Genomic DNA, 19,883 nt, shown 5'->3' with positions numbered 1-19,883 from the left:
GCGCCGTCCCTGGCGACGTGCTGCAGTGCGGCGTCACCGGCAGCCACGACTACGGCTTCAGCTCGCCCGACAGCGACCTCGACCTCAAGGGCCTGTTCGTCGCGCCGACGCGCGCGCTGCTCGGCCTCAAGCGGCCCAACGAGGCCGTCGAGCGGCTCACCGTGTTCGAGGGCCTCGAGTGCGACCTCAGCCTGCACGAGGTCGGCCGCGCGCTGTCGCTGCTGCTCGCCGGCAACGGCAACATGATCGAGCGGCTCCTCACGCCGTTCCAGCTGTACGAGTCGCCGGAGATCGAGGACCTGCAGGCGCTCGCGCGCGGGGCCGTGTCGCGCCGGTTCGTGCGCCACTACCAGGGCTTCTTCCGCGGGTGTTGCCGCGAGCACGAGCGCCAGCCGGCGCCGCGGGCCAAGACCCTCCTCTACGCCTACCGCGTCGCGCTGACCGGCGTGCACCTGCTCCGCACCGGCGAGCTCGAGGCCGATCTGCGCCGCCTCGCCCCGCAGTACGGCTACGACGACGCGCTCTCGTTGATCCGGATCAAGGTCGAGGGCGCCGAAAAAGGGGCCGTGTCCCAGGAAATCGACGCCCTGCACCGCGCGGCCTGGCCCAGGCTCGAGGCCGACCTCCAGGCGGCCCTGGAGCACAGCCCGCTGCCGGAGGATCCCCCGAACGAGGCCGCTTGCGAGGCGTGGCTGGTCGAATTGCGGCGCCGACGCCTTTGACCCGTGTCCCCCGCCGCGCCGCCACACGCCCGCCCCTCGGACTCTGCTACAACAGCCTCACGCCGTGGCTCACATCGTCCTCGACAGCTGTGCAGGCCGCGACGGCGGGCGCGAAGCGCTCGAGGCCGCCGCGATCGCCAGCCTGCAGCTCGACCACCAGATCACCGTCGTCGGCGACGAGTCTGCCATCACGGACGCTCTGGCGAAGATCGCCCACGACGCCGAGCGTCTGCGCGTCGCTCACGCCCGCGACCGCTGCGAGCCCGACCAGGACGCCGCCGACGTCCTGCGCCAGGCCCCGCGCAACAGCATCGTCGTCGGCCTCGAGATCGCCGCCCGCGATCCCTCCGCCGTGTTCGTCTCGGCCGGCGCGCCGGGCACGATCGTCGCCGGCGCCCAGCAGATCCTGAACCGGATCCCCGGCGTCCCGCACGCCGCCCTCGCCGCCGTCTACCCGACCTTGCGGCCGCACGGCCCGGTCTCCGACCTGTTCGCGCTGCTGCTCGACGTCGGCGCCACCGTCGAGTGCAGCGGCGACGACCTCGTCACCTTCGCGGCGATGGGCGCCGCCTACGCCAGCAAGATCTCGCGCATCGATCGCCCGCGCGTCGCGCTCCTCTGCAACGGCCACGGCATCGCCAACGCCCCGGTCCGCGCGCGCGAGGCCCACCGGCGCCTGCTCGCCGCCAAGCCGGCCTTCGAGTACGTCGGCTGCATCCGCGCCGACAGCGTCACCTCGGGCGACGCCGACGTGATCGTCACCGACGGCTTCTCCGGCGACGTCCTGCTGCGCACCCTCGAGGGCGTGGCGGCCACCGGCGAGAGCCTCCTGCGCCGCGCCGCCGAGAAGTTCCAGTGGCGGGTCGGCGTGCAGATGCTGTCCGACGGCATCTCGGCGATCCGCGAGTTCACCGACTGGGAGAACTACGGCGGCGCGCCCCTGCTCGGCTTCGGTCGCGCCGTCGTCGTCACCCAGGCCGACTCCGGCCGGCGCGCCTTCCTCAACGCGATCCGGCTCGGCGCCAAGATCGATCGCCTGCAAGTCATCGCGGCCGTCAGTGAGGGCGTCGCCGCGTTCCACGGTTTGAGCGGGCCCCCGCGGGCCCCCGCGCCCGATCCGGAGGCGACATGACGTCCGATCCCGCGGATCCGTCCGACCCCACCAGTCCCGAAGGACAGGCGCTGCAGCAGCGCCGGTTCATGCACCTGCGCTGGGACCTCGACAAGACCTACCTGCGCACCGAGTTCGACACCGTCAAGGATCTGATCAAGACCTTCCGCCAGAAGGCCGAGGACAAGATCGCGGTCGCCGGCGCCAGCGCGCTGCTGCGCGCCCTGCTCGACCCGCGCGAGCGCAGCCACCGGCGCGTCACCTTCATCAGCGGCTCGCCCCGGCAGATGCGCAAGGTCCTCACCGCCAAGCTCGCGCTCGACGGCGTCGAGCCCGACATGTTCATCCTCAAGCCCAACCTCGAGAACCTGCTGCGCGGCCGCTTCCGGGCCATCCGCGGCCAGGTCGGCTACAAGCTCAAGGCGCTGCTGCTCAGCCACATGGCCGCCGAGCACGTCGACGAGTACCTGTTCGGCGACGACGCCGAGCAGGACGCCTTCATCTACAGCGTCTACGCCGACATCCTCGCCGGCCGCGTCGACGCCGTCGCCCTCGCCGCGATCCTTTCCACCTGCAAGGTCTACCGCGGCGACGTCGACGAGATCATGGCCTACCACCGCCAGCTGTTCGGCTCGGGCGAGGTGGTGCGGCGGATCTTCATCCACCTCGAGCGCCGCTCCCCGCTCGATCGCTTCGCCGGCTACGGCGCGCGCGTCGTCGCCATCTACAACTACTTCCAGGGCGCGGCCGTGCTGTTCGAGGCCGGCGCGCTCGAGCCGCGCGGCCTCATCGCCGTCACCGAGGCGATGGAGTCCGAGGGCTACACCCCCGAGCGGCTCGCCAACTCGCTGCAAGACCTGATGCGCCGCGGCGTGCTGCACTTCGGCACGATCCAGAAGCTGTCGCGCGAGCTCGCGGCCGCCGAGTCGACCATGGGGCGGCCGGTCCCGCGCTTCCTCCACGCCTTCGAGGACGCCGTCGGCGCGCTCGAGAACCTGAACCGGCCCGGCCCGCGCTGGGAGGCCGAGATCAACTACCTCGGCATCTACCACGAGGCCCGATTCCGCCGCCAGCAGCACCGCTTCCTCGGCATCCGCCTGCTCGACTGAGCCCGCGCTGCGCGATCGGACATGTCCGTCGGGACATGCTTCCGACCAGACCCAATGGACCCAGGTGGCGGGCCTGGCCGTCGAAGTCCTCGGCCACCAGCCCCGCCGGCACCGCGTCGACGGCCGCCGACCCCGACGCCAGGTGCAGCTCCGCCGCCGCCGCGTCGACGAATTGGTCGAGCCCGGCCATCCCGGCGGCTCCTCCGTCGTCGCCTCGGTCGTCACGTGTCCCGAAGTACTGGTCGCCGGCGGCTCCGTCCCCGTCGTCCCGGTCGGCTTCGCGGTCGACGTCGGCGTCGACGTGCCCGTCGTCTCCGCCAGCGTCGTCGATGTCGTCACCGCGCCCGCGCTCGTCTCCCCCGTCTCGCTCGCGCTGCCCGTGCTCGCCCCGGCGCCCGCGTCGCCGCAGCCGAGGAGCAGCGCGCTCACCCACGATCCCGCGGCTGTGCGTCTCGTCATTCGCCCTCACTGTACGCGACTCGACCTTCGCGCCGGCCTGCGCCGCGCCGTGAGGAGCGGCGGGCCACCGCGGCCGCGAAGACCTCGGCATCCGCCGCTGAACATTGTTCATGCCGGCATTCCAGGTATCATCGCGGGCGATGACGCACCCCGCCGATCTCGCCGGCGACACCGCCGTCGTGCGTACGTCCAGCTCCGAGAGCGCCGCGCGCTACGTCCTCGACCTGCCGCCGCACTGGGACTACTTCATGCCCTCGGGCGGCGCGCTCATGACCGCCGCCCTGCGCGCGATCACGGCCGAGCTCGACGACCCGTCGCTCAAGCCGTTGTCGGCCACCACCATCTTCTGCGCCCCCGTGCCCGCGGGTCCGCTGGTGATCGACGTCGTCGTCCTGCGCCGCGGCCAGCTGGCGACCCAGGTGCGCGCCGCCCTCTCGGCCGCCGGCGGTCCGTTCCCCGGCCTCGAGGTCCTCGCCACCTACGGCCGTGAGCGCCCGGGCCCCGCGCTCGGCCTCGTCGCCGCGCCCGCGCTCCCGCGGCCCGAGGACCTGCCGCCGATCGACCCGCGCAGCGAGGGCGGCAGCGCCCCGCCGTTCTTCCACAACTACGACTGCCGGCGCGCGCTCGGCCAGCCGTGGTGGCGCGAGGATCGCTGGGCCCCCGGGCTCGATCGCGCCGCCTACTGGTACCGCTACCTGACCCCGCAGACATTGCCCGACGGACAGCTCGATCCGCTGGCCCTGCCGCCGCTCATCGATACCATGCCGCCGGCGATGTTCCAGATCGGCGGCCCGAGCCTCGCCGGCACCATCGCCCCGAGCCTCGACCTCACCGTCCACTGGCTCGAGGACACCCCGCGCGCGTGGCTGCTGACGCACGCTCACTGCCGGCGCGCCCGCGCCGGCTACGCCACCGCCGACATCGAGATCTGGGACGACGAGGGCCGCCTGATCGCCTGGGGCAACCAACGCATGTTCCTGCGCCGTCGCCCCCCGCTCCCGCCGGTCCTGTGACCTGTTCCATGGGACACATATCTTTCACGACATGTCCCGTGGAACATCTTGCGCCTCACATCGCCCGCGCCCGCAGGGTCGGCACCGGGTAGAACTGGCGCGCCCACTTGCGGAACAGCCCGATCGGCCCGTCGCCCTCGCACAGCAGCGGGCGGGTCAGGAACTTCTTGTGCTCCCACACCGCGATGTCCTGCTCGACCTGGCGGCAGGCGTCCTCGATGAACTGCTGGGCGACGAACGCCGTCGCCGCCTCGTCGGGCAGGCGCTTGATCGAGAACGTGAAGCGCAGGTCGACGAACTCGCCGTCGATGGGGGTCAGCGTGGCGATGATGAGCGACTCCATCACCCCGCGGTAGCGCGCGACGAACATGCCGAAGCCGAACGTGTCGATGTCGAGGTCGCCCTCGATCACCCCGGCGGGCGTCTCGAAGGCCGTCCGCGAGCACACCTGGAACGACGGGCCGTTCATCGTCACCCGCGACTCCGGCAGGCGCACCGCCCCGTGGACGAAGCAGAAGTGAGCCACGTCGAACGCGTTCTCGATGATCTCGTGCACGTTGGTGCGGACCCGCCAGCGGCGGCGCGTGGTCCCGGTCCACGCCGACGACGCGTGCTCGGCCAGCACCGGGACGTCCCACGTCGGCGCGAACGACTCGTCGGGCGCGTGGTGGACGAAGATCATCCCGTTGCGCTCGCACACCGGCCAGCGGCGCAGCATCGCCGCCGGCGGGATCTTCTTCGCGTACGGGATCCCGACGCACGAGCCCGACCCGTCGAAGCGCCAGCCGTGGAACGGGCAGGTGATGTTGTTGTCGACGACGCAGCCGCCGTGCCCGAGGTGAGCGCCGAGGTGGGGGCAATGGGCATCGAGCACGCGCGCGACCCCGTCCTGCCCGCGGAACAGCACCAGCTCGCGCTCGAAGTAGTGCAGCGGCATCACGCCGGCCGGCTTCAATTCGTCGGAGTACGCGACCATGAACCAACCGATCGGGTTGGCGGTGAACGGAAAGCGACTGCTCATCTCGGGGCCCCCTTTGCGGGGCAAACGTGGGCAGCAGGCGCACCCCGAAATTGTGACCTGCTCCGCGTCGGCCGCGTGCCCGCGCCCACGTCGCGCACGAACGCCGTTCGTCAGCGACCCGCGATCCGGCCCGCGGATCCGCGGCCGGCGATGCGCACGCCGCGACTCACTCGCAGCCGATGTCGCCCGGCTCGTGGCGGCGCAGGAATTCGATCAGGCGCCGGTTCACCTCGTCGGGCTGCTCCTGGTGGAGGAAGTGCCCCGCCTCGGCGATCCGCTGGACCGACAGGCCGTGGGCGAAGTCCTCGGCGCGCATCAGATCGAACAGCCGCGTGTCGAGGCAGCCGTCGCGCTCCCCCGTCAGCGCCAGCGTCGGCACCGAGATCGGCGCCCGCATCAGCGCCCGCGAGGCCGCGGCCGCGCGGCTCAGCGGGTCGAACATGTCGCGGTAGTACCCGAGCGCCGCCGCGGCCACCCCGGGCTGGCGGAACGTCCGCTTCAACAGCCGCATCTCCTCGGCCGGCGGCGTGAACCCGGGCGACCAGTCGCGCCACAACTTGTCGATGAGCGCGAAGTCGTGGCGGCGCAGCGCCACGTCGGACACCAGCCGCAGCTGGAAGAACAGCATGTACCACGAGTTGCGGAGCTGCCGCGGGAGCAGCCGCAGCGCCCCCAACGACGCCAGCCGCCGCGGGTGCGGCACCGCCATCGCCGTCAGCGACGACAGCCGCTCCGGCGCCCGCGCCGCGACCTGGTAGCCGATCACCGCCCCCCAGTCGTGCCCGACCAGGTGCACGCGCAGGCAGCCGAGGTATTCGATGAAGCCGAGCACGTCCTCGACCATCCGGATCGTGTGGTAGTCGTCGTCGATCGGCTGCGACGACGGCTCGTAGCCGCGGAGCAGCGGCGCCACGACGCGGAACCCCGCCTCCTCGAGCGCCGGGATCTGCAGCCGCCAGGTCCGGTGGTGGTCGGGGAAGCCGTGCAGGCACAGCACCAGCGGTCGCCGGCGGTCCCGCGCCGACGAGCGGGATCCCTCCAGCGCGGTGAACTGTAGTCCACCCACGGACAAAGTGGTCGTCGGGAAGCTCGCCTCCATGCCGCCCAAGAGGTACCACGCAACCGCCGAGGCGCGAGGGCCGCCGCGCGGACCCGCCCGAAACCGTCCGTGGCGCGCGCTCGTGCCGATTTGTCCGCAGTCGCCCCCAGGAAGGGTAAAACCCTAGCCATGCAGCAGGTGCTCATCGTCGACGACAACCCCTCGGTCTGCACAGCCCTCGAGATCCTGTTCGACGTCCACGGGATGAGCACTCAGGTCGCCCACACCCCGCAGGCCGCGCTCGAGATCATCGCCCGCGGCGACGTCGGGGCTGTCGTTCAGGACATGAATTTTCAGACAGACTCGACCTCGGGCCAGGAGGGGGCCGCGCTGTTCCGCGAGATCAAGCGGCTCGACGCCGACCTCCCGGTGCTCCTCATGACCGCGTGGACCTCGCTCGAGACCGCGGTGCAGCTGGTCAAGGAGGGCGCCGCCGACTACCTCGGCAAGCCGTGGGACGACGCCAAGGTCGTCACCACCGTCAAGAACATGCTGCGCATGCGCGAGCTCGGGCTCGAGAACCATCGCCTGCGCGCCCAGTCGGCGCGCGCGCGCAACGAGCTGCAGCGCCACTACGACCTGTGCGGCCTGGTCTACGCCAGCGAGGCGATGCACCGCGTCGTCTCGCTCGCCACCTCGGTGGCCCGCGCCGACGCCCCGGTGCTCATCACCGGCCCGAACGGCTCGGGCAAGGAGAAGCTGGCCGAGATCGTCCACGCCAACAGCCCGCGCAAGCAGCAGCCGTTCGTCAAGGTCAACGCCGGCGGCCTGCCCGACGAGCTGCTCGAGGCCGAGCTGTTCGGCGCCGAGATCGGCGCCTTCACCGGCGCGACCAAGCGCCGGATCGGCCGCTTCGAGGCCGCCGACGGCGGCACCCTGTTCCTCGACGAGATCGGCAACCTGTCGCAGAAGGGCCAGATGAAGCTGCTGCGCGTGCTGCAGACCGGCGAGTTCGAGCGCCTCGGCAGCACCAGCACCAAGAAGGTCGACGTCCGCATCGTCTCGGCCACCAACGCCAACCTGCGGCAGATGATCGCCCAGGGCATCTTCCGCGAGGACCTGCTGTTCCGCCTCAACGTCATCGAGATCCGGATCCCGCCGCTGCGCGAGCGCAGCGAGGACGTCCTGCCGCTCGCCGAGACCTTCCTGCAGGGCCAGGTCGCCCCCGGGCGCGAGCCGCTGCGGCTCGGCGACGAGGCCATGCGCGCCCTCCTCGGCCACGACTGGCCCGGCAACGTCCGCGAGCTGCAGAACCGGATCCAGCGCGCGACCTTGTTGTGTCAGAGCGGCGAGGTCACCCCCGCCGACCTCGGCCTCGACGACAAGGCGCCCGCCGGCGACGGCACCGTCACCCCCCGCAACCATCCCACCTCCGAGACCAAGCCGGCGGCGGTCGGCAACAACGAAGAGATCGAGGCCGAGCGGCGCTCGATCATCGCCGCCATCGAGACCCACGGCGGCGTCATCGCCCGCGCCGCCGCCGAGCTGGGGCTGTCGCGGCAGGCCCTCTACCGGCGCATGGACCGGCTGGGCATCAGCCTCGAGCGCCAGCTCAAGCAGAGCTGAATCATTGCGCCGATCCGGGCGCCCTGATACCACCGCTGGCGGGAACTCCGCATGAACATCCTGCTCCTGTCCCCCGGCTATCCCGGCGAGATGCCCAGCTTCACGCGCGGCCTCGCCGACGTGGGCGCTCACGTCTTCGGCGTCGGCGATCAGCACCCCGGCGCCTTGCCGGCCGCGGTGCGCCAGCGCCTCGCCGGCTACTTGCAGGTCCGCTCGCTGTGGGACGAGGCCGCGGTCGTCGAGGCCGTGCGCCAGTGGCCCGAGGCGCGCCGGATCGACAAGGTCGAGTGCCTGTGGGAGCCCGGCATGCTCCTGGCCGCGCGCCTGCGCGAGGGCCTCGGCGTCGACGGCCTCGGCGTCGCCCAGACCCTGCCCTTCCGCGACAAGGAGCGCATGAAGCAGGTCCTCGACGCCGCCGGCCTGCGCACCCCGAAGCACGTCCGCTGCACCACCAGCGCCCAGTGCTGGGACGCCGCCGAGCAGATCGGCTTCCCGATCATCATCAAGCCGATCGCCGGCGCCGGCTCGGCCGACACCTACCGCGTCGAGTCGGAGGACGAGCTGCGGGCCGTGCTGCCGCGCCTCGGACATGTCCCCGAGGTCAGCGTCGAGGAGTTCGTCGACGGCTCCGAGTTCACCTTCGACACCGTGTGCGTCGAGGGCGAGGTCGCCTACTTCAACGTCGCCTGGTACCGCCCGCGTCCGCTCGTCGCGCGCAGCAACGAGTGGGTCAGCCCACAGGTGATCGCCCTGCGTCACGTCGACCAGCCCGCGCTCGCGGGCGGGGTCAAGCTCGGCCACGACGTCATCCGCGCGCTCGGCTTCCGTTCCGGCTTCACCCACATGGAGTGGTACCTCAAGGCCGACGGCGAGGTGGTGTTCGGAGAGATCGGCGCGCGCCCGCCAGGCGCCCACCAGGTCGATCAGATGAACTACGCCTGCGACTTCGACGTGTTCCGCGAATGGGGTCGGGCCGTCGCCTGGGGGCGCTTCGACGTCGACATCCAGCGCAAATACAACGTCAGTACGATCTACAAGCGCGCCCACGGCCAGGGCCAGATCCAGCGCATCGTCGGCCTCGACCGGATCCGCCGCCTCCACGGCGAGCACATCGTCTGGGACAACCTGCTCCCGATCGGCGCCTCGCGGAGGAACTGGCGCAACACCCTCGTGAGCGACGGCTTCCTGATGTTGCGCCACCCCGAGCTGCGCACGCTCGTGGACATCAGCGACGACATCGGTGAAAACCTGCAGATGTTCGCCGGCTGATCGGCGTCACACGAGCTGGCCCTGAGGACAGCTGCGGGCGCAGAGGGTCCACGGAGCCCCCGCTGCGCCCTCTGCGCGAATCGCCGAGAATCGCGGCCGATCGCCGCAGGAATGCGATTTGCTGTCGCAGCGCCGCCTGCATTGCCCCCGTGGTCCGCGCTCCGCATATGCCTGGAGAGGCGGCCACGCATGCTCGCCGTCACAGCGCCTCGGCCGATGCCACACTTCACCACCCGATTTGCCACCAAAGTGCGGCCTGGACGTTGGTCCGCTATAACTTGAGATGTTGAGGTCAGTCGGGTTGCCAACCAAGCCGCGGCGGCAGGCGCAAGGGTGCGCCACTTTACGGAGGCGAGTGATCCGACGCCGCATGGCAGACGCTGACCGCAAGAGCCCCATGACCAAACGGTTCGGAAATAGCCCGGTCAGCGCCCGTCTCACGGTCGCGACGACGTCGGCGACGAACCGCACGGAGCCGCGGGGGCCCGCCTTGGTGGCTGTCCCCAGCCAGCAGGACGACCCGGCGGCGGAGGCGCCCGCTGTCGATGCCGACCCTCTCGCGTCATCGTCGGAACCGCGGCGGCGCCCCATGCAGCTCCCCACACTCGAGTGCCCGTATCTCCCGTCGGTCCACCCCGCGGCCGACGAGATTCACGAGATGACAGTCAAGTGGGCGCAGGCGATGGGCCTCGCCCGCAACCCGGCGCACATCGAGGCGCTGCGCGACAGCCAGGTCGGTCACCTGCTCGCGCGCATCTTCCCGGCCACCGCCGACATGATCGCCCTGCAGGTCGCGGTCGACTGGACCACCCTGTTCTGCTGCCTCGACGACCGCCTCGAGCAGATCCACGGCGCCGCGCTCGTCGCCGCCTACCTCCGCAGCCTGCTCGGCGTGTTCCGCGACGGCGCGCACCCGCAGCTCATCGACCCGTTCTCGCAGGGGTTCAGCGACCTGCGCGAGCGCATGCTCGATCTGCGGGTGCCCAACTGGATCCCGCGTTTCTCCGCCTGCGTCGAGCGCCTGTTCGACGCCTTCGTCGACGAGGCCAGGTACCGCGCCGCCGGGGTCGTGCCCGCGTTCGCCAGCCACAGCAAGATCCGCCAGATCACCGTCGGTCTGCACACCGGCTTCCTCCTCAGCGAGCTCACCGAGCACATCTTCCTCCCACCCGACGTGCTCGAGCACGAGTCCGTACGGGCGCTCGAGCGCAGCGCCAGCACCATCGTCGGCCTCGCCAACGACATCTACACCGTCGAGAAGGAGATGGCGAAGGGCGAGGTCAACAACACCGTGCTGGTGCTCATGCACGAGGACGGCCTCAGCTTCGCCGACGCCCTCGATCGCACCGTCCAGCTGCACAACATCGAGATGCGCGAGTTCTCGCGCCTCGTCACCGACCTGCCGAGCTTCGACGAGGACACCGACCACCAGCTCCGCCGCTACGTCGAGGTCCTGATCGCCTTCATCTCCGGCCACGACGACTGGGCGCGCACCACCGGCCGTTACAACCCCCGTCCGGGTGACGGCAGCGCCGTGCGTTGACGCGTTCACGGCCCCGCCCGGCGTCGTGAGCCGCGCCCGCCCCGGCCGCGGCTGCGCCGTCCTTGCGGCGCAATCCCGGCGCCGGTCGCAGCGGCCTTCTCAAGCGGGGCAAACCGTCCCACACTGCGCGGGCCCATGACCGCACCCAGCCTGTCCCGCCGCGGGCTCGACGCCCCCGCGTCCCCGATCCGCCGCCTCACGCCGTACGCCGATCAGGCGCGGGCGCGCGGGGTGACCGTGCACCACCTCAACATCGGTCAGCCCGACCTCGCCACCGTGCAGCCGATGCGCGCCGCCTACCACGCCTACGACGAGCGCGTCGTGGCCTACAGCCCGTCCGAGGGCTACCTGGCCTATCGGACAGCTCTGGCCGAGCACTACAACGGCCTCGACGCCGCGCGCGGCGGCGGCCCGATCACCCCGTCGCAGATCCTCGTGACCGTCGGCGGCAGCGAGGCCCTGCTGTTCGCCATCGCCGCCGTGTGCGACGCCGGCGATCAGATCCTCGTCGCCGAGCCCTACTACACCAACTACCGCGGCTTCTCGCACATCCTCGGCGTCGAGGTCGTCCCCGTCTCGACCCACGCGCGCGACAGCTTCGCCGTCCCGGCCGAGCGCGTGCGAGCGGCCATCACCCCGAAGACGCGCGCCTTCATCATCCCCTCGCCCGGCAACCCGACCGGCATGGTGCTCAGCGCCGCCGACCTCGCCGCGCTCGGCGAGGTCTGCGTCGCCGCCGGCATCTTCTTCGTCGTCGACGAGGTCTACCGCGAGTTCGTCTACCCCGACGAACCGGTCGCCCCCGGCGCTCCGCTGCCGCGCGCCCCGTCGGTGCTCGCCGTGCCCGGCCTCGCCGATCACGCCGTCATGATCGACTCCGTCTCGAAGCGCTACTCCGCCTGCGGCGCGCGGGTCGGCTGCCTCGTCACGCGCAACGCCGCCCTCTACTCCGCCTGCCTGCGGTTCGCCCAGGCGCGGCTGTCTCCGCCGACGGTCGATCAGTACGCCGCGCTGGCCGCCCTGAACACCCCGCAGGACGAGATGCGGGCCATGGTCGACGAGTACCGCGCGCGCCGCGACCTCATCGTCGCCGGCCTCAACGCGATCCCGGGCGTCTCTTGCCCCACGCCGACCGGCGCGTTCTACCTCATCACCGATCTGCCCGTCGCCGACGCCGAGGACTTTTGCATCTTCATGCTCCGCGACTTCGACCTCGGCGGTGAGACCGTCATGATGGCCCCCGCCGAGGGCTTCTACGCCACCCCCGGGCTCGGCAAGAACCAGGTGCGGATCGCCTACGTCCTCGGCCGCGACAAGCTCGCGCGTTGCCTCGAGATCCTGCGCGCCGGCCTCGCCGCCTACAACCGCGCCGCGCGCTGAGCCCCGGTCGGGCGCGAGGCCGGTTACACTCCCGGCATGAGCCTCGTGGCCCCCACGCCGCTCGGCTTCGAGCGCAGCCCTGTCGCCGGCGCCAGCGTCGACGACCTCGACCTCGCCGCGCTCGAAGCCTACGTCCGCCGCCGCGTCCCCGGCCTCGGCCCCGAGCCCGGGGTCTACGAGCGCGCCGCCGCGCGCCTCGGTCTGATCGGCACCACCGGCGGCCAGCCCACCCCCACCGTCGTCGGCCTCATGGCCTTTGGGACAGCTCCGCAGCTCGCCCGGCCCGAGTGGGGTGTCTCGATCGTGCGGGTCCGCGGCGCTGCGCTGGCCGATCCCGTGGCCGCGCGGCTCGACGCCGAGGGCAACCTCGCCGACCTCGTCCGCCTCGGCCTCGAGTTCGTGCGCGGCAACACCCGCGCCGCGCCCAACCTCCTCGTCCCGGCCGACCTCGCCCCCGAGTACCCCGAGGAGGCCGTGCGCGAGGCGCTGGTCAACGCCCTCGTCCACCGCGACTACCGCCTGAGCGGCCGCGTCTCCCTGCGGATCTTCAACGACCGCCTCGAGATCTGGAGCCCCGGCGGCCTCGCGCTCCCGATCTCGCTCGACGAGCTCGCCCAGCACGGCGGCGCCTCGTTCCCACGCAACCCCCTGCTCGCCGCCACCGCGCGCCACCTCGGCCTGCTCGAGCAGATCGGCCGCGGGATCCCGGCCATCCGCCGCAGCATCGCCGGCGCCACCGCCCTCCCGGTCCAGTTCCACACCTCGCAGACCGAAGTCCGCGTGGTCCTCCCGTCGTACATCAACGCCTCGATGGGCAACGTCTCCGGCAACTGAGCGCTGCGACATGTCCCGCGGAGCATGCTCCCGCAGACATGTCGTATCGCACATGTCCGCGACACGGCTTCGCAGCATGCCTCGAAGAACATGTCCCTTCGTTCATGCCCGCCTCGCTATCGGCCCGCTCCCTCCGCACCGCCCGCGCCGCGAGCTCGGACCGCGCTGGACCGGCACCTCGGCGGGAGAACCCCGTCCGCCTCGCCGCCCGCCCCCGTCTGCACTGCCTGTCGGCAACCTCTCGAGCCGCCTCGGCCGTTCGCGCGACGGATCCGGGCCGACGCGAGTCGGCCCGGTTCTCGCCGGCAACTCGGCCTGCTTCCACCTCCCCGGCAATTTCCGAACCTCCGCCGCGCCGCGCCGAAGTGAGGCCGGGACGCCCGTCCACGCGCTCGCGCGAGCCTCGCGCCCCCGACGGCGCCGCAGCGTGCGCTACACTGCCCGTTCGCATGCAGCCCGACGAAGCCCTCTACGCCGCCTGGCGGGGCGGCGACAGCAAGGCCGGCGTCCAGCTCTTCGAGCGGCACTACCCGGCGATCGCCCGCTTCTTCCGCAACAAGGTCGACGACGACGCCGGCGACCTCGTGCAGAAGACCTTCCTCGCCTGTCTCGAGAGCAAGGAGCGGATCCGCGGCGACTCGAGCTTCCGCACCTTCCTCTTCGCCGTGGCGCACAACGTCCTCTACAAGCACCTGCGGGGCAAGGTGCGCGAGGGGGCGCGGCTCGACTTCGGGCTGACCAGCGTGCATGACTTGCGGCCCACCCCGGCCACCTTGCTGGCGCGCCGGCGGGAGGAGCGGCTGCTGCTGCTGGGGCTGCGGCGGATCCCGCTCGATCACCAGGTTTTGCTCGAGCTGTACTTCTGGGAGAAGCTCGGCGCGCGCGAGATCGCCGACATCCTGGGGGTTCCCGAGGGCACCATCCGCACCCGGCTGCGGCGGGCCAAACAGCTGCTCGAGGCGGCGATGACCGCGCTGGAGGACGGCGCCGCCGAGCTGCGCGACAGCCTCGGCGACCTCGATGCCTGGGCTGCGGCCGTCCGCGGCCAGATCGGCTAAGAACAACTCGAGCGCGTATCGATGTCGTTCCTCGCCGCAGTACGTCGCCACTTCACCACTCCGGCCCTGCGGAGGCGGTGGTTCGTCCTCCTCTTCACGCTCGGCCTCACCACCCAGCCGCTGTTCGGCGCGCTCGGCTACGAGGGAGCGCTGGTCCTCACCCCGCTGCTCAGCGTCCTCGCGCTCGCCGTCGGCGTCGACGCCGTGCGCGACACCCGGCTGGCGCACGCCTCCGATCCCGTCGCCATGTCGATCCAGAGCTCCGGCGAGCGGCTGAGGTTGCTGGCGCTGCGCGGCCTCGGCGACCTCTGCAGCCTCCTCACCCTCGCGCTCGGCGCCTTCATCCTCGCCAACTTCTGGCAGGTCAACTGCGATCTCCCGAGGGGTCTGCTGTGGTTCCTCGTCCTGCCCACCGCCTCGGGCTTGCTCGGCCTCGTCGCCGGCCTGTGGGGCGGCGTCCTCGGCACGACGCGCGCCAGCCAGCTGCTCCTCGCCGCCGTCCCGCTGCTGTACTCGCTCGTCCTCGGCCTGTGGCGGATCTACGTCGACCCCGTCGTCTACGCCATCGATCCCTTCTTCGGCTACTTCGCCGGCCCGCTCTACGACGAGGCGATCCCGATCACCGCGCGGCTGTGGTGGTTCCGCGCCTACAACTTCCTGATCGCCGGCGCCGCCGTGGCGCTGCTCAGCCTGACCTTGGGGCCAGGTCTCAAGGTACAGCTGCGGGCCGACAGCCTGCGCCGCTCGCCGTTCACCGTCGCCGCCCTCGTCGCCTGCCTCATGCCCGGCGTCGTGCTCGGGGTGTTCGCCGCCGAGAACGGCTTCCACGCCACCGAGGTCAGCCTCTCGGGCGCCCTCCCGCGCACCCGCGTCACCGAGCACTTCGTCATCCACTACGCCGCCAACTCGGCCGCCGCGCGCGACATCGACCTCCTCGCCGCCGAGCACGAGTTCGCCTGGCAGCGGCTCGCCGCGCAGATCGGGCGCGAGCCGCGGGTCCCCGTGCACAGCTTCGTGTTCCCCACCCCCGAGCTCAAGCGGGCCTGGATCGGCGCCGGCCACACCGAGGTCGCGCCGCCGTGGCGCGGCCACATCTACCTCAACGAGCAGCAGTTCCCGCACCGCGTCCTCCACCACGAGCTCGCCCACGTCTTCTCCTACACCGTCGGCGAGCCGCTGTTCGGCACCTCCTCCGCCGTCTCGTGGCGCGGCCTGCGGGTCAACCTCGCCCTGGTCGAGGGCTTCGCCACCGCCTTCGCCCCGCGCAGCGAGTCCGGCCTCGACCTCCACGACCAGGCCGCCATCCTCGATCGCCTCGAGCTGCGACCTGTCCTCGGGGACATCATGGGCCTCGGCTTCTGGGGCAAGTCGTCGCGCCGGGCCTACACCGCGGCCGGCTCGTTCTGCCGCTGGCTCATCGACACCCGCGGCGTCGAGCCCTTCCTCGCCCTCTACGGCACCGCCGGCGACTTCGAGCTGGCCTATGGGACATCCCTCGAGGCCCTCGAGGTCGAGTGGCTGGCCTTCCTGCGGTCCCGCCCGCTGCGCCCGCGCGACATCGAGGCCCTGCGCCAGCGCTTCAAGCAGCGGCCGATCTTCCAGCGCCCGTGCGCCCACCGGGCCGCCGATTTGATCGTCGAGGCCAACCTCGCCCACCACCGCGGCCTCGAGGTCGAGCGCATCGACGCCCTGCGCGAGCTCTGCACCATCGAGCCCGAGCAGCCCGAGCACCGCCTCCTGCTGGCCCAGGCCGAGGCGCAGGCCAACATGCAGGAGCTCGCGGCCGCCACGCTCGCCGAGCTCTCGCGCCAGACCGACCTCACCGACACGATCGCCGCGCTGGTCGACGAGCGCCTCGGCGACCTCGCGCTGGCCCGCTTCGACCTCCCGGTCGCGCTCACCTATTACGACCGCGCGCTCGTCCGCGGGCTCGGCGACAACCAGATCCGCCAGCTCCAGATCAAGCGCATGGGCGCCGCGGATCCGGCCCTCGCCCCGCGCGTGCTCGCCTACTTCGATCCCTTCGAGCCCAACCCCGAGCACCCGAGCGAGGCCGTGCTGCGCCTCTACGCCGCCGAGCAGATCGCCGCCCTCCCGGGCTACGCCCCGCTCGGCGGTTACCTCGTCGCCCGCCAGCTCCTCAACGTCCAGCAGGGCGCCGCCGCCATCGAGCCGCTGCAGCGCGCGCTCCACCCGGAGGATGACGACCACGCGCTCTCCACCGCCGAGCTGCGCCGTGGCGCCCGCCTCATGCTGCTCGAGGCCCAGGCCCGCGCGCGCAACTACGACGCCGCCGCGCGGGTCCTCGCCGAGCTTCAGGACGACCCCGACGCCGACAGCGGCCTGCGCCTCGACGCCACCCTCTGGACCGAGCGCCTCGCCTTCTTGCAGTCGTACCTCCCCTGACCTGTCCGACTCGCGACCCCGGACCGCGCTCGGACGTCGCCCCGTTTTCCCTCAAAACTAACCTTCGCTTTGTTTCTTTCATCGGGAAATCGGGGCAAGATATCGGTGAGATGTCAGTTTCTCGCCGCACGCGCACCGCGACGATCGCGCGGACCCTGATCTGGTCCTCCCTGCTGCTCGCCGCCGTGTCCTGCGCCCCGGACTCGCCACCGTCCGGACGCAGCGACGCGACGGCGGCCCCCACCCGCGCCGACGACGAACCGCTCTCGGACGTCGCCGCGACGCACCAGCCGAACTCCGGCCCCGAGCCCGCGACGGACGTCCCGGTCCGCGCGCGCCCCGGCGTCCGCGGGTTTGGGCGAGCCCGCCCGGCGCGCCGCCCCTCGGGCCTCGTCTTTAAGGACGTGTCCATTCAAACATGTCCTTCGACACATGTCATGATTTCGGCGCGCGCCTGCCAGCCCCCGCGCGCCGTCGGGACAGGTCCTTCACAACATGTTCTAAACGACATGTTGTTTCCAAGCAGCGACCGCTCCCCTCGCCCCGTCTGAGCCGATCCATCGCGCCCGAACGACCTGCGTCCGAGTCGGCAGCCGCCCCCGCCCTCATCAAGCCCCGATCTCCCACCGGGCGCTCCGCCTCACCAGCGCCGCCCGCCACCTCGCCGTCATGTCTCGACGCGCCCCGCTCCTCCTGCTCGCCCTCGCCGCCTGCTCCCTCCGTCCGTACGACGCACCGTCGCCGCCGGCCGCGCGATGAACACATCACCATTCATACAGGTCCTTTACACCATGTCTTCTATAACATGTCCCATGGTACGCCCCCTCGGCGTGCTCGTCGCCCTCGCCCTCGCCTGCAGCACGCGGCCGCTCGAGACCGGCAGCGACACCGACGGTCCGACGACCCCCGGCAGCAGCAGCGGCGATCCGCCCGCCGCCACCACGACCGAGTCGACCACCACGACCGAGCCGACTGCGACCGGCGTGCCGACGTCGACCGTCACCGGCGACCCCTCGTTCCCGACCACGAGCGGGCCCTTCCCCACCACCACGGAGCCCGGCCTGCCCGACGTCGGCACCGGGCAGCCCTGCAGCCTGTGGGACGAGGACTGTCCCGAAGGCCAGAAGTGCATGCCCGCCGCCAGCGCGGGGAGCCCCACCTGGGACACCCTGATCTGCGTGCCGATCGCCCCCAACCCTGCCGGACTGGGTGAGCCGTGCGAGCACCTGGGCACCGGCCTCGACGGCCTCGACACCTGCGGCCTCCACATGATGTGCTGGAACGTCGACCCCGACACCGGCGCGGGCACCTGCAGCGGCTTCTGCAACGGCCCCCACGACGACCCGAGCTGCACCGATCCCGCGGCCATCTGCATCGTCCCCGCCGAAATCCCGCTCTCGCTGTGCCACCCGACCTGCGACCCCCTGCAGGCGGACTGCGCCCCCGGCGACGTGTGCGTCCCCGTGCACGGCGGCTTCGTCTGCACCGTCGACGCCAGCGGCGAGGACGGCGCCGTCTTCGACCCGTGCGACTTCGTCAACGACTGCGACCCCGGGTTCGCCTGCGTGCCCCCCAACCTCGCCCCGTCCTGCGACCCGATGCAGGCGAACTGCTGCCTGCCCTACTGCGACGTCACCGCGCCCGATCCCTGCCCCGGCCTCGACCTCGACTGCCTGCCCTGGTTCGACCAGGGTGAGGCCCCGCCCGGCCTCGAGAATCACGGCGTGTGCGGCTCTCCATGAGAGACCTTTCGACCATGTTTGAAAACACATGTCCGTATCGCCAGCACGTGCGACATTCACCTCACGTGCTGGCCCCAGACGACCAGCTGATGGGTCACTGCGTGCCGAATTGCAACGGCAGCCTCGACGCTCCGACCTGCGAGGATCCCGACGCCTTCTGCGCCCTCAGCGACGAAAGCGTCCTGCTCCTGTGCCTGCCGACCTGTGACCCACTGGAGAGAGACAGCCCCGAGGGCGACGTGTGCGTCCCCCACCACCAGCACCTGTTCGCGTGCGCGCCGGATCTCAGCGGCGACGACGGCCAGCTGTTCGACCCCTGCGAGTACGTCAACGTCTGCGACCCTGGCCTCGCGTGCATCCCCCGGGGGTGGCCGCCAGCGAGTGCGCCGCGGGCGTCTACGGCTGCTGCGTGCCGTTCTGCGACACCACGCAGCCGAACACCTGCCCCGGAGTCGGCCAGGAGTGCGTCCAGGCGCTGGCCGACCCGCCGCCGAAGTACGAGAACGCGGGCGTGTGCGTGCTCCCGAGCTGAACCTCGGCATCGCCACGACCGCGAGACCTCGCAATCGCACGTTTCGCCTCGCGCCAGGTCGGGCTGTGTTGGCGAACGTCGATCTCATGCCCGGCGTGCGACCGCGCGCTGCCGCGACGAGCCGCGCTACAATCGCGCGCGTGCGGATCTCGCTCGCCCTCGTCCCGTTGCTCTGTGCCTGCGTCGGCGCGCCGGCCGGCCCCGCGAGCATCACCGCCGAAGTCACCTCCTCCGCGGGCGACGGCGACTCGCGCTGGACCACCGACCTACAACAACGACCGACCACCGGCACCACTGGCACCACCGGCACCACCGAGCCCGAGCTGCCGAGCGAGGGCTTTCACTGCGACCCGCGGCTGCAAGATTGCCCCGCCGATCACAAGTGCACCCCCTTCGCGTCGATGGGCGCGGACGACTGGAACGGCGCGCGCTGTGTGCCGCTCGTCACCGACCCGGCCGGTCTCGGCGAACCGTGCGAGACGCGAGACCACAGCCACAGCGGCCTCGACGACTGCGGCCCGGGGTTGATGTGCTGGTACTTCGAGAGCCTCACCGACCTGCGCGGGCGTTGCCTCGGTCTGTGCCGCGACGACGACACCTGCGAAGATCCGGGCGCGCGCTGCTACGTGCAGCCCTCGGCCAGCTACCTCTGTTATCCGCTCTGCGATCCGCTGGCGCAGGACTGCCCGCCGCCGGCCACCCTGTGCGTGCGCTCGAGCAGCGTCGACGGTTTCATCTGCCGCTACGCGCCCGCGGGCGAGCCGGCGGGTGCGGGGATGCCCTGCGAGGGCGAGACCGACTGCGCGCCCGGCCACGTGTGTGATCCGGCCGACCTCGTGAGCGGCTGCGCCGGCGAGCGCTGCTGCGCCCCGCTCTGTTCTTTGAGCCAGCCCAACTGCCCGCCCGGCCTCGACGCGTGCGAGGCGTACGACCCCGGTCCGCCGCCCGAGTACACCGATCTCGGGATCTGTCGCGCGCCCTGAGATCGGCGCCGCGCCGCCCGCCGCGCGTCCGCGTGC

At 71.7% G+C, this 19,883-nt stretch carries 16 protein-coding genes; 14 read left to right on the top strand and 2 right to left on the bottom strand.

The features are described from left to right. From K7C98_RS36710 to K7C98_RS36695, 4 genes are all read left to right on the top strand, one after another. The coding region (locus K7C98_RS36710) for a nucleotidyltransferase domain-containing protein (RefSeq protein ID WP_224196543.1) at positions 1–722 on the top strand (722 nt) is incomplete at its 5' end. 64 nt (positions 723–786) lie between these two features. Then, on the top strand, positions 787–1,854 hold the full coding sequence (locus tag K7C98_RS36705) for a phosphate acyltransferase PlsX (RefSeq protein WP_224196542.1): 1,068 nt from the start codon (positions 787–789) through the stop codon (positions 1,852–1,854). Beyond that, positions 1,851–2,942, top strand: a complete 1,092-nt coding sequence (locus K7C98_RS36700) for a phosphatase domain-containing protein (protein WP_224196541.1) — start codon at positions 1,851–1,853, stop codon at positions 2,940–2,942. Before K7C98_RS36705 ends, K7C98_RS36700 begins: the two co-directional genes overlap by 4 nt. Before the next feature lie 599 nt (positions 2,943–3,541). Then, positions 3,542–4,414 carry an acyl-CoA thioesterase gene (locus K7C98_RS36695; protein WP_224196540.1) on the top strand — a complete coding sequence of 291 codons (873 nt, stop codon included), beginning with the start codon at positions 3,542–3,544 and terminating at the stop codon, positions 4,412–4,414. Between the two features lie 55 nt (positions 4,415–4,469). Here K7C98_RS36695 and K7C98_RS36690 read toward each other — a convergent pair whose 3' ends face one another. Together K7C98_RS36690 and K7C98_RS36685 are read right to left on the bottom strand one after the other, a co-directional pair. Then, a complete protein-coding gene (locus K7C98_RS36690) occupies positions 4,470–5,435 on the bottom strand; it encodes an aromatic ring-hydroxylating oxygenase subunit alpha (RefSeq protein ID WP_224196539.1) in 966 nt (321 codons plus the stop codon). A 166-nt stretch (positions 5,436–5,601) separates the two neighbouring features. Next, on the bottom strand, positions 5,602–6,534 hold the full coding sequence (locus tag K7C98_RS36685) for an alpha/beta fold hydrolase (protein ID WP_224196538.1): 933 nt from the start codon (positions 6,532–6,534) through the stop codon (positions 5,602–5,604). Positions 6,535–6,663: 129 nt separating this feature from the next. Here K7C98_RS36685 and K7C98_RS36680 point away from each other — a divergent pair, with 129 nt between their 5' ends. From K7C98_RS36680 to K7C98_RS36635, 10 genes are all read left to right on the top strand, one after another. After that, positions 6,664–8,100 (top strand): sigma-54-dependent transcriptional regulator, encoded by a 1,437-nt coding sequence (locus tag K7C98_RS36680; RefSeq protein ID WP_224196537.1) that lies wholly within the window; start codon positions 6,664–6,666, stop codon positions 8,098–8,100. A gap of 51 nt (positions 8,101–8,151) precedes the next feature. Further along, complete coding sequence (locus K7C98_RS36675) at positions 8,152–9,369, top strand: ATP-grasp domain-containing protein (RefSeq protein WP_224196536.1); 1,218 nt, start codon at positions 8,152–8,154, stop codon at positions 9,367–9,369. A 589-nt stretch (positions 9,370–9,958) separates the two neighbouring features. After that, positions 9,959–10,912: a terpene synthase family protein gene (locus tag K7C98_RS36670; protein WP_224196535.1), complete on the top strand. Its 954-nt coding sequence runs from the start codon at positions 9,959–9,961 to the stop codon at positions 10,910–10,912. 135 nt (positions 10,913–11,047) lie between these two features. Next, the gene (locus K7C98_RS36665) at positions 11,048–12,292 is read left to right on the top strand and encodes a pyridoxal phosphate-dependent aminotransferase (RefSeq protein WP_224196534.1); all 1,245 of its coding nucleotides are present in this window, start codon (positions 11,048–11,050) and stop codon (positions 12,290–12,292) included. 36 nt (positions 12,293–12,328) lie between these two features. Next, the gene (locus K7C98_RS36660; protein WP_224196533.1) at positions 12,329–13,126 is read left to right on the top strand and encodes an ATP-binding protein; all 798 of its coding nucleotides are present in this window, start codon (positions 12,329–12,331) and stop codon (positions 13,124–13,126) included. A gap of 449 nt (positions 13,127–13,575) precedes the next feature. Then, positions 13,576–14,184 carry an RNA polymerase sigma factor gene (locus tag K7C98_RS36655; RefSeq protein ID WP_224196532.1) on the top strand — a complete coding sequence of 203 codons (609 nt, stop codon included), beginning with the start codon at positions 13,576–13,578 and terminating at the stop codon, positions 14,182–14,184. A gap of 21 nt (positions 14,185–14,205) precedes the next feature. Then, positions 14,206–16,590, top strand: a complete 2,385-nt coding sequence (locus tag K7C98_RS36650; protein ID WP_224196531.1) for a hypothetical protein — start codon at positions 14,206–14,208, stop codon at positions 16,588–16,590. Between the two features lie 812 nt (positions 16,591–17,402). After that, entirely contained in the window at positions 17,403–18,332 is a 930-nt protein-coding gene (locus tag K7C98_RS36645; protein WP_224196530.1) for a hypothetical protein, read from the top strand. A 352-nt stretch (positions 18,333–18,684) separates the two neighbouring features. After that, positions 18,685–18,864, top strand: coding sequence for a hypothetical protein (locus K7C98_RS36640; RefSeq protein ID WP_224196529.1), 180 nt, complete (start codon positions 18,685–18,687; stop codon positions 18,862–18,864). Positions 18,865–19,004: 140 nt separating this feature from the next. Then, complete coding sequence (locus K7C98_RS36635) at positions 19,005–19,847, top strand: hypothetical protein (RefSeq protein WP_224196528.1); 843 nt, start codon at positions 19,005–19,007, stop codon at positions 19,845–19,847. Positions 19,848–19,883 lie beyond the last annotated feature (36 nt).

The organism is Nannocystis pusilla (genome assembly GCF_020073745.1).
Lineage (GTDB): Bacteria > Myxococcota_A > Polyangia > Nannocystales > Nannocystaceae > Nannocystis > Nannocystis radixulma.
This window is presented reverse-complemented; position numbering and strand designations above follow the sequence as displayed.

Bases quoted from the DNA above. Each gene is read 5' to 3' on its own strand.
- K7C98_RS36700 (WP_224196541.1), top strand. From the start codon at position 1,851: ATGACGTCCGATCCCGCGGATCCGTCCGACCCCACCAGTCCCGAAGGA.
- K7C98_RS36695 (WP_224196540.1), top strand. From the start codon at position 3,542: ATGACGCACCCCGCCGATCTCGCCGGCGACACCGCCGTCGTGCGTACG.
- K7C98_RS36690 (WP_224196539.1), bottom strand. From the start codon at position 5,435: ATGAGCAGTCGCTTTCCGTTCACCGCCAACCCGATCGGTTGGTTCATG.
- K7C98_RS36685 (WP_224196538.1), bottom strand. From the start codon at position 6,534: ATGGAGGCGAGCTTCCCGACGACCACTTTGTCCGTGGGTGGACTACAG.
- K7C98_RS36680 (WP_224196537.1), top strand. From the start codon at position 6,664: ATGCAGCAGGTGCTCATCGTCGACGACAACCCCTCGGTCTGCACAGCC.
- K7C98_RS36675 (WP_224196536.1), top strand. From the start codon at position 8,152: ATGAACATCCTGCTCCTGTCCCCCGGCTATCCCGGCGAGATGCCCAGC.
- K7C98_RS36670 (WP_224196535.1), top strand. From the start codon at position 9,959: ATGCAGCTCCCCACACTCGAGTGCCCGTATCTCCCGTCGGTCCACCCC.
- K7C98_RS36665 (WP_224196534.1), top strand. From the start codon at position 11,048: ATGACCGCACCCAGCCTGTCCCGCCGCGGGCTCGACGCCCCCGCGTCC.
- K7C98_RS36660 (WP_224196533.1), top strand. From the start codon at position 12,329: ATGAGCCTCGTGGCCCCCACGCCGCTCGGCTTCGAGCGCAGCCCTGTC.
- K7C98_RS36655 (WP_224196532.1), top strand. From the start codon at position 13,576: ATGCAGCCCGACGAAGCCCTCTACGCCGCCTGGCGGGGCGGCGACAGC.
- K7C98_RS36650 (WP_224196531.1), top strand. From the start codon at position 14,206: ATGTCGTTCCTCGCCGCAGTACGTCGCCACTTCACCACTCCGGCCCTG.
- K7C98_RS36645 (WP_224196530.1), top strand. From the start codon at position 17,403: ATGGTACGCCCCCTCGGCGTGCTCGTCGCCCTCGCCCTCGCCTGCAGC.